This window comes from Enterococcus silesiacus (assembly GCF_001886225.1).
GTDB lineage: Bacteria > Bacillota > Bacilli > Lactobacillales > Enterococcaceae > Enterococcus_L > Enterococcus_L silesiacus.
The window spans coordinates 99828-114252 of sequence record NZ_JXLC01000005.1 but is presented as its reverse complement, the minus strand read 5'-3'; the positions used below and the strand labels follow the sequence as shown (position 1 = coordinate 114252).

General features: G+C 35.2%; 12 protein-coding genes. 9 read left to right on the top strand and 3 right to left on the bottom strand.

Annotation, left to right across the window (positions count from 1 at the left end):
- Entirely contained in the window at nt 1-1629 is a 1629-nt protein-coding gene (gene groL / locus RV15_RS05085; protein WP_071876972.1) for a chaperonin GroEL, read from the top strand.
- A gap of 278 nt (nt 1630-1907) precedes the next feature.
- Here the strand turns inward: groL and RV15_RS05080 are convergent, their stop codons facing one another.
- The 3 genes from RV15_RS05080 to RV15_RS05070 all read right to left on the bottom strand — a co-directional run bounded on the left by RV15_RS05080 (nt 1908) and on the right by RV15_RS05070 (nt 3876).
- Nucleotides 1908-2366: a MarR family winged helix-turn-helix transcriptional regulator gene (locus tag RV15_RS05080; RefSeq protein WP_071876971.1), complete on the bottom strand. Its 459-nt coding sequence runs from the start codon at nt 2364-2366 to the stop codon at nt 1908-1910.
- Complete coding sequence (locus RV15_RS05075; RefSeq protein ID WP_071876970.1) at nt 2359-2778, bottom strand: SRPBCC family protein; 420 nt, start codon at nt 2776-2778, stop codon at nt 2359-2361. The genes RV15_RS05080 and RV15_RS05075 overlap by 8 nt, the downstream gene beginning before the upstream one ends.
- A 354-nt stretch (nt 2779-3132) precedes the next feature.
- Nucleotides 3133-3876 carry a TraX family protein gene (locus RV15_RS05070; protein ID WP_071876969.1) on the bottom strand — a complete coding sequence of 248 codons (744 nt, stop codon included), beginning with the start codon at nt 3874-3876 and terminating at the stop codon, nt 3133-3135.
- A gap of 646 nt (nt 3877-4522) precedes the next feature.
- On the opposite strand from RV15_RS05070, the gene RV15_RS05065 reads away from it, so the two are divergent.
- From RV15_RS05065 to RV15_RS05030, 8 genes are all read left to right on the top strand, one after another.
- Nucleotides 4523-5650 (top strand): tyrosine-type recombinase/integrase, encoded by a 1128-nt coding sequence (locus RV15_RS05065; protein WP_071876968.1) that lies wholly within the window; start codon nt 4523-4525, stop codon nt 5648-5650.
- Between the two features lie 422 nt (nt 5651-6072).
- Complete coding sequence (locus tag RV15_RS05060) at nt 6073-6792, top strand: response regulator transcription factor (protein ID WP_071876967.1); 720 nt, start codon at nt 6073-6075, stop codon at nt 6790-6792.
- A 361-nt stretch (nt 6793-7153) separates the two neighbouring features.
- Entirely contained in the window at nt 7154-8488 is a 1335-nt protein-coding gene (locus RV15_RS05055; protein ID WP_071876966.1) for a pectate lyase-like adhesive domain-containing protein, read from the top strand.
- Between the two features lie 173 nt (nt 8489-8661).
- The gene (locus tag RV15_RS05050) at nt 8662-11151 is read left to right on the top strand and encodes a WxL domain-containing protein (RefSeq protein ID WP_071876965.1); all 2490 of its coding nucleotides are present in this window, start codon (nt 8662-8664) and stop codon (nt 11149-11151) included.
- A gap of 16 nt (nt 11152-11167) precedes the next feature.
- The gene (locus RV15_RS05045; protein WP_071876964.1) at nt 11168-11521 is read left to right on the top strand and encodes an LPXTG cell wall anchor domain-containing protein; all 354 of its coding nucleotides are present in this window, start codon (nt 11168-11170) and stop codon (nt 11519-11521) included.
- Entirely contained in the window at nt 11518-12330 is an 813-nt protein-coding gene (locus RV15_RS05040) for a WxL domain-containing protein (RefSeq protein WP_245791246.1), read from the top strand. Before RV15_RS05045 ends, RV15_RS05040 begins: the two co-directional genes overlap by 4 nt.
- 37 nt (nt 12331-12367) lie before the next feature.
- A complete protein-coding gene (locus RV15_RS05035) occupies nt 12368-13168 on the top strand; it encodes a WxL domain-containing protein (protein WP_071876963.1) in 801 nt (266 codons plus the stop codon).
- Between the two features lie 112 nt (nt 13169-13280).
- Nucleotides 13281-14417, top strand: coding sequence for a WxLIP family cell surface protein (locus tag RV15_RS05030; RefSeq protein ID WP_083429106.1), 1137 nt, complete (start codon nt 13281-13283; stop codon nt 14415-14417).
- The last annotated feature ends 8 nt before the right edge of the window (nt 14418-14425 follow it).

The window sequence follows — 14425 nt, the reverse complement described above, 5'->3', positions numbered from 1 at the left end:
ATGGCAAAAGAAATTAAATTTGCAGAAGATGCACGAGCAGCAATGCTTCGTGGCGTTGATATTTTAGCGGATACAGTAAAAGTAACATTAGGTCCTAAAGGTCGTAACGTTGTTTTAGAAAAATCTTTTGGATCACCATTGATCACTAATGATGGCGTAACAATCGCCAAAGAGATCGAATTAGAAGATCATTTTGAAAACATGGGAGCTAAACTAGTTTCTGAAGTTGCTTCTAAAACAAATGATATCGCAGGAGATGGTACAACAACTGCGACAGTCTTGACACAAGCAATCGTTCGAGAAGGCTTAAAAAATGTTACCGCAGGTGCTAATCCTTTAGGCATTCGCCGTGGTATCGAATTAGCGACAAAAGCTGCCGTTGAAGAATTACACAATATTTCAACTGTTGTTGACTCTAAAGAAGCAATTGCGCAAGTTGCGGCTGTTTCTTCTGGCTCTGACCGTGTAGGACAATTGATTGCTGACGCAATGGAAAAAGTTGGCAATGACGGTGTCATCACGATCGAAGAATCAAAAGGGATCGAAACAGAACTTGATGTCGTTGAAGGAATGCAGTTTGACCGTGGCTACTTATCACAATATATGGTGACAGATAACGATAAGATGGAAGCAGCCTTAGAAAATCCATATATCTTGATCACGGATAAAAAAATCTCTAACATTCAAGATATCTTGCCTTTGTTAGAACAAATTTTACAACAAAGCCGTCCATTATTGATTATCGCTGATGATGTTGATGGAGAAGCATTGCCAACATTAGTGTTAAACAAAATCCGCGGAACATTCAATGTTGTGGCTGTTAAAGCACCAGGCTTTGGTGATCGTCGTAAAGCGATGCTTGAAGATATCGCTGTTTTAACTGGTGGAACTGTGATCACTGATGATCTAGGACTTGAATTAAAAGATACAACAATTGAAAATCTTGGTAATGCAAGTAAAGTTGTTGTAGATAAAGACAATACAACAATCGTTGAAGGAGCAGGAGAAAAAGCTGCAATCGATGCTCGTGTTCAATTGATCAAAAATCAAATTGCAGAAACAACTTCTGATTTTGACCGTGAAAAACTACAAGAACGTTTAGCAAAATTAGCTGGCGGGGTTGCTGTTGTCAAAGTCGGTGCTGCAACTGAAACGGAACTAAAAGAATTAAAACTTCGCATTGAAGATGCTTTGAATGCAACGCGTGCGGCTGTTGAAGAAGGCATGGTTTCTGGTGGTGGTACTGCACTAGTCAATGTTATCGGCAAAGTCACTGCTTTAGAAGCAGAAGGCGATGTAGCAACAGGTGTGAAAATCGTTGTTCGTGCTTTAGAAGAACCAATTCGTCAAATCGCTGAAAATGCTGGCTATGAAGGCTCAGTAATCGTTGATAAATTAAAAAATATCGATTTAGGTATTGGTTTCAACGCAGCCAATGGCGAATGGGTAAACATGGTTGAAGCAGGAATCGTTGACCCAACTAAAGTAACTCGTTCAGCGCTACAAAATGCTGCCTCAGTTGCCGCATTACTATTAACAACAGAAGCTGTTGTTGCGGATAAACCAGAACCAGCAGGCGCTGCAATGCCTCCAATGGATCCATCAATGGGCATGGGCGGCATGATGTAAGAAGTGATTGAGAACCTTGATATTTCAAGGTTCTTTTTTTTTTACATTATGATAAAAATAGCTAAGTAAATTTTATATAAGCAAGGTAGAACGTAGGTCATCGGTAGGTATTCTCATACGAATAAACGTATCATCTGCTTCTTCTGCAATAAAATAAAAAAGTGAGTGAGACATAACTCTTTGAGTCATATCCCATTCACATGGAATCTTGATAAAGGGTGTGATCAGAAGCAATGATTACGTTATACTTCGATCATCTTGCGTTTATCTAATTATCTTCAATCTAGATTTTCTTCTATTAATGTAAAAAGAAGTGAGTTAAATATTTCTGTTTCAGATCTCAATACACCAAAAAAATTAGTATCGATTTCTTCTACTAATGGTAAAGCTTTGTTTAGTAATTCTTGCCCAGTTTCAGTTAATTTGACAACTTTGGCTCTAGTGTCCTTTTTTGAATGTTGACGTAGCACTAGGTTGACTTTTTCTAAATTTTTGATAATGGTTGATACGGTCATTACGTCTATATCTGATTGCTTGGAAATAGCAACCTGATTTACCTCTTCACTATTTTGACTCAGATAGCCCAAAGAAGCTAAAACAACAAATTGTGGGTGGGTTAAATTTAAAGTTTTTAGTTTTTCTTTAATAGCTTTATGCCATAGATTATAGGCTTTTATAAAGGATAATCCGATAGAAGCAGCATCATTTTCCTTAAAATTTGAAACAAATTTATCCATTTGCAGCCTCAATTAATGAAAAGACTGAACTAGGGACGTCAGCAAATATTTGCGAAATGAATTCTAAATCTTTAACAGTAGTCTTTCTATTGAAAGGAATAAATTCTACAGAATGCTTAATGAAAGTTTGTTGCTCGTTCTTGTTAAGCTCGTGTATGAAATAAATATCTCCAATATCTGGAATAGAAGTTTTATCAGTAAAACTTTTACCTGGAACAACAGAAACTAATGTAAACTCCATAGAAGGCTGACCGGACAATGTCATGCTGCCTGTAGTATTTTGTGTGAATTCCCCATTTAAAGAAATATCTTCCAAATCGTCTTCCCATGAAAACCATTTATTAATATCTTCATAAAAAGGCCAAATTTTTTCCATTGGTGTGTCAGTGTTTAATTCAAAGCTAAATTTCATATCGAATCCTTCTTTCTTTTTAATAAGTACACTTATAATATAAGTGATTATTATCTTGCTGTCAAGCATCGTTAGTGATTTACAGAAAATAGTGTGCCCTAGAGCAGTTAGAAAAATGTATGAAGAATGATTTAGACAGAATATTCGTTGGCATGAGTGCAATTTAACAATGGTGACTCCGTTATAATTGGTTTTACTATTGGACTGTCTTTATTGAAAGAGTTATCAATTATTCAGGAAAAATAGCTCTCTATAAAAATTCAATAGCTTAAAAATTACAACGATTAAAATGTAGAATAATTATAGCGTAAAACACAAACGTCGCGATAAGAAAAAAGTTGCAAGGAAATCTTTTTAATTTAAATAAGGCATAATCAAATACTCTTGAATACCATACAACACAAGTAAATGAACTGGATAAAACCAATAAAAAAAGTACTTCCATTGTTTTCCACGTTGACCATTATAAAAATAAATCGGTACAAAAGCGATAAGTCCAAACAAGCTGTTTTGCAGAAGAATCAACGCGCCCGCAATGCATTTTATTAAATGTTCATCTCTAAAAAGATAGAAAGACACAATCAACAAAACACCGATCCAACCACCGTAATCTGTCTGCAACCATTCTGCAAAAAAAATCCCACTTCCAATTATTATTACAGCAAGAATCCCACTCTTTAATGATTGAACCTGTATTTTTTTCAACCCAATAATAACGATTAAGCCGATGAACAAGGTGAAAAAAACGTTTTGATTTTTTAAATCAATGAATTGGTGCGAAAAAGCTAAGTCATAGGGAATTTCAGCAATCAAAGCAAATAAGAACAAACGCAACAAGTATTTTTTTGTATTTGCTGTATGGATAACCCCTTCGACAAGTAAAAAACAAAAGATGGGAAAAGCTAGTCTGCCAATCATCGTAAACATAGGAAAAATAACTTGGGTAAAGGGAAACAAAGGGGGCGCTTCAGTAAGATAAGGGACTAATGCCGTTGTAGCTGGCTGAAATGAAATGATTTTTGCTATATGATCCAGTAGCATCGCAAAGATTGCCAGCCATTTCAATTGACTTCCTGAAAAAAATGGTTTTGTTTTCAATACAAGTACTCCTCTGAATAGTTTAGTTTAAGACACTATTTTAGCATAGATCATTGACGGTATAATCAAAAAATCGAAAAACTTGTCTGATTTTTTTTACAGCGTAACGAAATAAAATAAGCGAAGAGTAGTTCAATGTTAGTTCTAAGGAGAAAAGTAAAACTACTGATAAAAACGCTAGACAGTTTTTATCAGTAGTATGTTTTTTTTGATATAAAACGAAAAAATAATAAGAAAATTCTAAATGTAACAGTGAAAAATATAAGATATATTGTTATAATGAAATTATATTAAAGTGATAAATGATTTTTCTTGAATGTAGCAGTTACAAGAAAACCTTGAAAAGCAGGCGTGTACAATCGCTCATTCATTTCAACTACTAATTCATTCTATATCAAAAATAAGCAAGAGTCTATAACTAAAAGTTCATTTTTTTATCATATTTTTATTAATTTTTATAAAAAAATGAGAAAAATGGAAAATGATTACAGTGATAAATGAAGAATAGATCGCTCTTATTATAAAATATCTCATTAAGTTTATGTTTGATCGAGTCAGTGTTGTTATCAATAAGTCGGAAGAAGCAGATTTATATTTTTTAGCCGTCAAATAAGCCGTCAATTTTTTTGGGAAAGGGTGTCATGTTTTGAGTAGAAAAGGTGAAAATATATATAAAAGGAAAGATGGTCGTTGGGAAGGACGATATGTGAAAGCGAGAAATGAACATGGCAAAATTATTTATGGCTATATTTATGGAAAACGTTATGCCTATGTTAAAGAGAAGCTTGCTAAATTGAAAGTAGAATATTCCTTTATCCATAATAGCGTCAATTTATATGAAGGGACGGTTCAAAATTGGTTAAACCATTGGTTAGATGTATTGATGCGAAAAAAAATCAAACTTTCTACTTATTCAAGTTATCGTTTGCGTATCGATAAATACATTGTTCCATTTTTGGGAAAAAAAAAATTAACACAATTAAAAAGCCGAGAAGTTGAAGAATTTGTCAATTATTTAACTAGCTTGGCGTTGTCTCCTTCAACAGTTCATTCAATAGTAACTGTATTGAAAAGTGCAATGAACAAAGCCTGCATGGAAAATTACATTCTTTCAAACCCGTGTAATAACCTGTCATTATCACCTAATACGCTCAATGAAATATCAGCATTGAGCATGAAAGAGCAAGGGAAAATCGAACAAGTAGCATTGAACGAAAAGGACTGTTCAGCAGTGATTTTAGCTTTGTATACAGGTTTGAGAATTGGTGAAATCAGTGGCCTGAAATGGTCAGACATCGATTTTGAAAAGGATGTTATTTCGGTAAGAAGAACCGTGTACAGAATTTCTAGCACAGCCAGAAGTAAGAAAACAGAGATCATTATGGCAGAACCTAAAACAAAAAGTTCCAAACGAGCTATTCCTTTGGCGAAAAATTTGAAAAATTATCTATTGAGCAAGCAGAAAATCGCTACTTCTGAATACGTCATTTCGTGTAAAAATAGTTATGCTGAGCCGCGTGTAATCAGTTATCGATTTAGAAAAAGTATTGAGCAAGCAAAGATCAGACCGATCCATTTTCATGTTTTGCGTCATACATTTGCTACCCGATGTGTAGAACGAGGTATTGATATCGCAACCTTAAGTAAGTTACTAGGACATGCATCGATAAAATTGACCTTAGATACTTATACCGATTCACTATGGGAAAATAGAAAAGCAGCTGTTTCAGTCCTTGATGATCAACTTGGCTTGCAGCACGTATTGCCCAAATAATTAAAACAGCTAGTAGCAAGGATCAAAATTATTATTTACTTGTATAGAAAAGGTCGGAGACATAACCAGTTGCGTTGTGTCTCCGACCTTTTCTTTATTTAGGTTAAACAGCACAAGAGTCAATTTTTTTGATTGGTCTGTACTTTAAGCCGTCATAAAATGGTCAACTATAGAATAAGTTTCAAGGATAATAACGAAAAAACGTCTTTTTCTTGTAACTGCTACATTCAAGAAAAAATTGAAATAACTATTTTTGTACTGTCGTTGTCTGTTTAAGCCATATATGGATAGAAACATACCTATTATAATCGGAAATCATGATTTTCTAAACTCTAAAGACTTCGGAAGAACTAGAGGCTGTAATTAAAGGAAAAAATAACCAGACGTATGACAATATGATGATAAGGGGGGAGGTTTTAATAATGTATACAATAGGCTATATTTCGTTTGAAGATCGAGTAAGCGAAGGCTATAAAGAATTATTTACACCACTTCAATCTCACATTCAAATTATTGAAAAAAAGCATGCTGATCAACTGTTTGAACATGATAGCGAAGTATTGCATCAAATAGATACGTTAGTCATTGAAAATTCTGGCTTAAATGAGCTTAATTGGATTTGTGAGCTGATCATGAATATACGCAAACAGGCAACTGTACCGCTTTGGATTTTAGCTTCATCAGAACACGTGAATCGAACAAACCGGATTGTTTATCTACAATTAGGTGCAGACGGTATTATCGACCAAGCAAACGAAACCGATCAATCGATATTGATGATGAGAAATCTAATGAGACGTTTTCGGAATCGAGAACAATATGGGATTCTCAAAGAAACATCAAGAAGCAAAATGGTTGAATTTAAATTGATCCCACAGAATTTGAGTGTTTGTTTAGAAAATGGAAAGGAAGTCAATTTAACAAAATTAGAATTTCTTACAATTGAATATTTACATAAACATGCACGCAAAACAATGACATATGAAGAAATTTATCAAAGTGTTTGGAACGATACCTATCATGATCGAAAATACCGAGTGTCCAATTTGATTTTCCATTTAAGACAAAAACTTGAAGTAGATATCGAAAAACCGAAATACATTAAAACGGTCCGCTCCAAAGGTTACATGTTAAATATTTAAAGTAGAACAATGTTAGAGCTAAATGAATAAAAGAAAAAGACTGAGAATCGGCTGATCGAAAGAAGCAGGGAACAAAAGCATAGCGACCAATTCCACCGCTTATTCGTATTCCTTGTAATTTGGCGCTACTTGAAAAGAGGAGCACTTTGAAGGCAATGGAAAGACTCAGTGAACATAAAAACCACTTGAATTTAACGAACTAGGAGGAACAGAAATGCTTAAACAATTGATTCCAGTCGAACAAGCAATGTGCGAAACTGGTTAGAAATACCGAGTGGAACAAGTAGTTGCTCGTTTTTCTGGAAAGGAGGAGGAGCTCACGAAGTTTCGACAACAACACACATTTTAGGAGGAAAAAGAATTGAAAAAAACACAAGTATTAAAAAGAAGTTTGCTGACATTAGCAGCAACAGTAGCACTAGGAGCAGTAGTATTATCTGTGCCTACGCCTTTTACAGGAGATTCAGTCATTGCTTATGCAGCAGAAGAAACAGCTGAAGTATCAACGATTGAAGAATTTGATGCAGCATTGAAAAATCCAGCAATCACTTTGATCAATGTAAATCAAAGTATCCAGTTCAAAAAAAATATTACCGATATTCCTAACCGTGATGTAACAATCAATGGGAATGCAGATAAAGGTGTAGTGATCAACTCAGCACATAACTCTATCTATGGTAAACAAAACAAAGCAGGCACAAACTTGGTAACAATTACCAATGCTAATATCGTTGGAGCTGACAGTGACGGGCGTTTCTTCACTGGTGGTGCTGGTAACGGTCCTTCAAGTTATGGTTGGGATGTTTTAGCGAAAAATGTCACGTACACTGGTGCGCGCTTTGTCCATTTAAGTGAAGGTAAATTAACTTTTGATGGAACAAACAATATCACAACTCGTGCTGAAAATGCTTGGGTGCATGATTTAGAATTTAAAGCTGGTTCAACTTATAACGGAATTGCTGCGAATAAAGACCACGGTCAATTCTCAGCATTCTACTTCAATGGCGCTTTGATCAAAGGCAAAGCAACTGGAGAAGCGATCATTGGCGACCGTGCAAAAGTAAATGTAAAAATTGGGCCACAAAGTACAGTTAATCACTATTACCCAGTATTTTATGACAAAGTTCAAAAAGTTGATGTAGGCGCTGGTGCTACTTTTGATGTTGATGCAGCTGGCGTTGCTTTCCAATTTATTCCACGTGCTGATTATATAAACAAAAAACCTACATTGAATTTAGCAAGTGATAGCCACGTGAAGTTTAATGGTCGTGGTGGAGGTAACTACGCGACAATGAAACTTCAATATTATGGATCAGAAGTAAATGTTTCAGAAGGCGCTGAATTAGTAGTAACTGGTAACAGTACCAAAGCTGTCATTGAAAGTGAATATAAAGGCGCTGTTATCAATTTAAATGCTCCTGAAAACGTTGAAATTGCAAATAAGAAAGCGAATAGTAAATTATTCTATTCTACAAATACAACAATCAACGGTACTGACATTGGAACAATCTCTACATGGAATCAAATTGGTGGAGAATACACTGAAAATCCAGTAAGTGAATTTGATGGTGGTAACTTTGCCGTTAATTTCGGTAAAATTTGCAACAGCAAGACATTATCTGTAACTGGTGATTTATCACAACAATTTAAAATGGAAAACTACGGAAAAATTTCTTTAGCATCTGGCGGAATTTAAGCTGAGAGTAGCAAGTCCTATTCTAAGTATTTAAAATCAAAATAAGTAAAGTGGTCAGTACATCAGCATTAACATAAAGGAAATTGGGCTTTTGTACGGCCATTTTTACAAGTCTGTTTTCTCAGTATTTAAACTAGAAAAAGAAAAAAATAATAGAGAAAGGAGGAACGATTATGTGGAAAGTTAAGAAGTATTTAGTTGTTTCAATATTAGTTGTATTAGCTTGTTCGGTGTACTTTTTTATAAAAAATCCAGAACCTATATCAGCGGTTACACCAGTTGGTTATAAAGATTTATCACAAGCTGAAAATATCAACATGGAAGATGATTCAATGGGAGCTTCAGTAGAAATTCCTGGTGAATATGGTTTTATGTTCAAATTGACTGATAAAGTAGAGTACCAAGGTTTTGGTGAGTCAAATATTGCTAAAAATATTCGAGGATCTAATTCTAACGGATATCAATTTAATCCAATCGATCAAGATAAATATCCTGAACGAGGCGTTTGGATTAGAAATGCTGGTATCTACAATGGCCGAAGCGTCGATTTGAAATTGGTGATTGATAATATGGCTTTTAGAGAAGTTGAAGGTAAACCAGGTGTGTATCCTAATTTTAACTTTATTGCAGTTGATCCATTGGATAAATATTCGCAAGATAATAAGCCAGTTTCACAAATGAATACGTGGAATGATCTTTATTTAATGGTTGGAAGTACTTCGTCTACCCTGGCCGAGACCAGTGATAAATATCATATTGGTGATACCGTTGATTATCATTATGAATTTTATGATAGCGAGTCAAAGCAACGGTTTGTTCTTTCAGGAGCTTGGAACTTTAATAATATCAACAATTTAAAAGCTACAAGTATTCCGTTTGCCAATGATTTCAGTAAAATGTATGGATTAGCAGGTGGTGCGGAAGCTGATTCTAAAATGGATATTGGATACAAATTAGATACGCCAATTCCAGGATATATAGAAATGTATGGTGGAAATAATAAAGTGAATAAAAAAAGTGGTCGTCTCACACATCTTTTCGAAAAGGACAGTTATACGATGAAGATGGAACGACGATATGGAAATGCTTCTAATACACCACCAACAAACCCAGATACCAATACAGGTAACATGGGAATCCTTTATATGACAGAATCAATAGCTAGAATTGCACCTGCTAGACCTATCGTATTTGGTCAACGTAATAGTGTGACGCATACTGATCCAAAATATAGAGAGCTGAGTTACTCTATTCTGCAAAATATTGCTGATAACACAAAATTAAATAGAGATAGTAGTTTTACACTAGAAACAGAAGTACCTAGTTACTATTCTATTGATTTTGATTCAGTGAAAATTTTTGAATATGGAACCACCGAAGAGTATACCAGCATATTTAATATTACAAAAAGCCCTGAATCAGATTCTAAAGTCATTATATCAGCAAAAGATCCAACTGCAGACCTAGATCCTTTAAATCCTAACTCCAAAGTATTCAATGCGCATGTATTTGATATTAAAATAGTCGCCAAACCAAATAGTACCTTTAAATTTGATCCGGACGCATATAATTATATTAATGATGCCAATTTACCAGATGACAATGGGTTCATGAGTTTTGAACAAGCTGGTGTCAAAACTAAAATGTCTTATGTTTATAAAGAACCTTCTGGCCAAGAGAAATTTAAAGATACTTTAGAAGCAAAGGTTATTGATAACCAAACAATATCTAAAGTGTTATATGAAGGGGTTCCAGATGGTGATCCTATAGAGAATATTACATTCTCAAAAGGGACTGATTTTTCTAAAGTAGACGAGCAAACAGCTTATTTGGAAAACTTAAGAGTTGATACGAAAAATAAGATTGATGAACCTATTTATGTTACCTATAAAAATGGTGTACAGCCAAATTCATCGATTTTAGGTGAACAAAAGGTCACATTAATTTTAACAACTGCTAAAGGAGTTACTACTGAAAAGGTTGTAACCATTACGATCAAAGATGTAAGTACCTCACTAACCATTCAATTTATGGGCGAAGGTGGCAATGAGATTCATACACCAGTAGTTTTAGATGGAAATACAACTGACAGCATTGATTTGTCGGAAAATACCATTGTTCAAGGGATTATATCTGATCTAGTTTCAAAGGGATATACAAAGCTGGCTTGGGATAATCCTTTTCCAGAAAATAAGACACCTTATAGTGCAGGAACGGTCACCTATAAATTTCAAGGGAATCTTGCGTTAGATTCTGTTCCAAAAACGTTAAACTTTGGTAACTTAACGTATGATGCTAAAGACCAACGGGTAGAGAATCCTACATTCAAAGAGAAGTTAGTTATTTCAGATACTCGTGCTAATCCTATACAAGGGTGGTATTTAACTGCTGAATTAGCTGATCCTATGAAAAATGATAAGGGACAAGAATTAGTCAATGCACTACGTTATGTGGACAAAGGAAAAGAATCGATCCTTGATTCAAATGCTCAAGTGGTCTATACCAATATTGAAGGGAAAGATGGGAAATTTATAGTCAGTGATAAATGGGGAACAACTCAAGGTACTGACGGAATCAAGCTCCAAATAAATTCTTCCGATACAGTATACACTGGTGAATATATTGGGGTTATTACTTGGAAAATCATGGCTGGACAACCATAAGAGAGGGAGAAAGAATATGAAAAAGAAAAAGAGTTTTATTTTATCCCTCCTTATAGTTGCGTGGCTAGGTTTGGTTGGATTGATCGTTTTAAATTCTAATCAAGTTGAAGCTTCACAAGGCGGTGGTGGACAAGTAATCAGAGGCGGTAAAATCACGTTTTATGAAGAAAGTAGCTCATCGATAGAAGCAAGCTCCTCCACAGAACCAAGTACTTCAGATTCTTCTAATTTGGTTACAGAAAAACCTAAAGGGAGATTACCTAGTACAGGAGAGCTAGTCAAGCGATACGGATGGATTGGTGGAGCAATATTATTACTAAGTGCTTTCCTTTTATTTATGCGAAATCATAAAAAGGAGGAGCAGGAATGATGAGATTGAAGATTCCTTTTCAGCTAACGATGGTAACTGTAGTTTGTCTTATTTCAGTCAGTTTTAAACAAGAAGTAAGTTTTGCAACAGCAGATACTTTAGACGGTTCTGGGAGTGTCACTGTTACAGGAAGTGATCATACAAAACCAATTGATCCAGAAAATCCTGGAACAACAGTAGATCCTGGTGAAAGCCCCAATACAACGGGACCGCTAAGAATTGATTATGTTTCTGCCTTGAACTTTAACAAGGCAATAATCAAAAAAAACGAGCGAACATACGAAGCGTTGGCACAACAATTTTTCGATGAGACAGAGCCTAGAGGAAGCTATATTCAAATTACAGATCAGCGTGGTTCATCAACTGGTTGGACGCTTCAAGTTAAGCAGAATACACAATTTCACAATCCTGTGATTCAAAAACAAGAAGAACAAACATTAGTTGGCGCTTATCTTTCTTTGGACAAAGGCTGGGCAAACTCCAGTGGTGACAGTCAAGCACCAACTGTGACAAGAGAAACCATTGGATTAAATGCAATAAATACTGCATATGAGGTTGCAACGGCGTCACCTGGCACGGGTAGAGGAGTCTGGACAATTGCTTTTGGAGCATCAGAAGCGAATAGTAACCAGCAATCAGCAACATTAAAACCACTCAAAGATAGTGATGGTAAAGCAGTGATTGATGAGGTTTATAAAAAACCAGCATATACCAATTCTGCAGTTAGCCTAACGATACCTGAATCAACAAAGATTTATCCGGTACAATACGAAACGGAGATAACTTGGATATTAGCCAAGTTGCCTTAATAAATTTTAACTCAAAAAAGAGAGGAAGTTAATACAAATGAAATTAAGAAGTTTATGTACAGCAGCAGTAGTAGCAGGAGTTTTAGTAGCATCAACAGGAGGAGCGGCACAAGCATTTGCAGCTCCAGGAGAACTAGATTCAACAGGCACAGTAACTGTTGATGAAGGTGGTACTAATGGTAAAGATAAAACACCCGATCCAGAAAAACCAGATGAAAAATTACCTGAACATCCAGAAATACCAACAAACCCGGATGCTGGTGCCTTAATAATCGACCAAGTTTCAAACTTGAGCTTTGGAAAGATTAGTACAGATACTAAAGAAATCAAAAAATATGCTGCAGCTATTGATTTATCAAATGCAACACCAGCAGGAACTGGCACACGTGGAGCAATCGTTGGTTGGACTGATGTTCGTGGTGGAGCAACAGTTGGATATACAGTAACAGCAGAATTAACACAACAATTTACAGGATCAGCTACAAATGCAACAACTCTTGCAAACTCAACGATTACTTATTCTAATGGGATGGCTGTACCAGAAGGTGCCAACAAAAACACTGTACCATCTAATGTTTTAAACGGATTTGAATTGGCATACCAAGGCGGAGCTAAAACAGTTGTAACTGCTGATAAGGCCAACAAAGAAGGTAAAGGGACATATGTATTAGAATTTGGTCAAAGTGCTGATTACAAACCTGGCACAGGAGCTCCAGCTGGCGCACCTGGAACAGATGCAAGTTCTGTGCAATTAACAGTTCCTACAACAACTGCATCAAATATGGTTCTTGACACATATACAGCTAAAGTAACTTGGAAAATTGTTGCAGCAGCGTAAGTAATTAATTCTGAGGTAAGCTGATGACGTTTTCTCATCAGCTTGCTTTTTCCATGTTTTTTTAGTGTATACATACTGAATAAGAGTAGTAATTATATATATGAGGTGAATTATGAAAAAAGTGATGAAGAAAAAAATATTGCTGACTTTATTCAGTCTACTTGGACTATTAGTTATATCAATGACTGCTGATGTTCAAAATGTAAATGCAAATAACGACCCAGGTGGTGCAACTGGATTTACATATAAAGTTTCTTATCCAGAAAATCAAATGGAAGAGAATCTAGGCTATTATAAATTGAAAATGAATCCAAATGATCAGCAAGTAATCAAAATAGCATTGACAAATCCAGGCTCAGAAAAGCTTACGGTAAATGTTCGTTTAAATGGCGCTAAAACCAATCAAAATGGTGTGATTGAATACGGGGACTCTATCATTGAAAATGATTCTTCTTTAAAAATAGATTTTAAAGACATTGTGACAGCACCAAAAACTGTAGAGCTAGGTCCAGGAGAAACAAAAGACCTTGATTTAACCATTAAAATGCCAGCAATAGCTTTTGATGGTACCTTAGCCGGTGGTGTTCAACTTATGCGTGCGGACCAAGGCGAAAAAGATAAAAAAGCTGGTTCTCAAATCATTAATCAATATGCTTATATCGTTGGAATTTTGTTACAGGAAACAGACAAAGTTATAGAACCTAAATTGGAACTGAATAGTGTGAAAGCGGATCAAGATAACGCCCGAAATGCTATTTTTGTGAATGTTTCAAATATAGAAGCTGCTTATTTAAATGATATTACAGCAGAGGTGCAAATAACAGAAAAAGATAACGATGCCGTTATATACGAACGGAAGCAGACTGCTATGCGAATGGCACCAAATTCATTCATCAATTTTCCTATAAGCATGAATGGTGAAAAAATGAAAGCAGGGAAATACAAAGCCAAAATCTTGATGATATCTGGTGATAAGAAGTGGTCATGGGATCAAGAGTTTGAAATCAAGCAAAAAGATGCAGACAGATTTAACGAACGAGATGTCGGTTTGGTTCAGGAAAAAGGAATCGATTGGCAAACAATTGGATTAATTGTTGGTGGGATATTACTAGTTATTATGATCGTCTTTGGAGGACTTGTGTTTATACGTAAACGCAATAATCGTAAACGTCCGAATAAAACTTCTAAAAAAAAGAGTAGTAAAACACAAGCGTCTAATAAACCTAAAAAAAAGAAACAAGATAGTTAGGGGCTGAA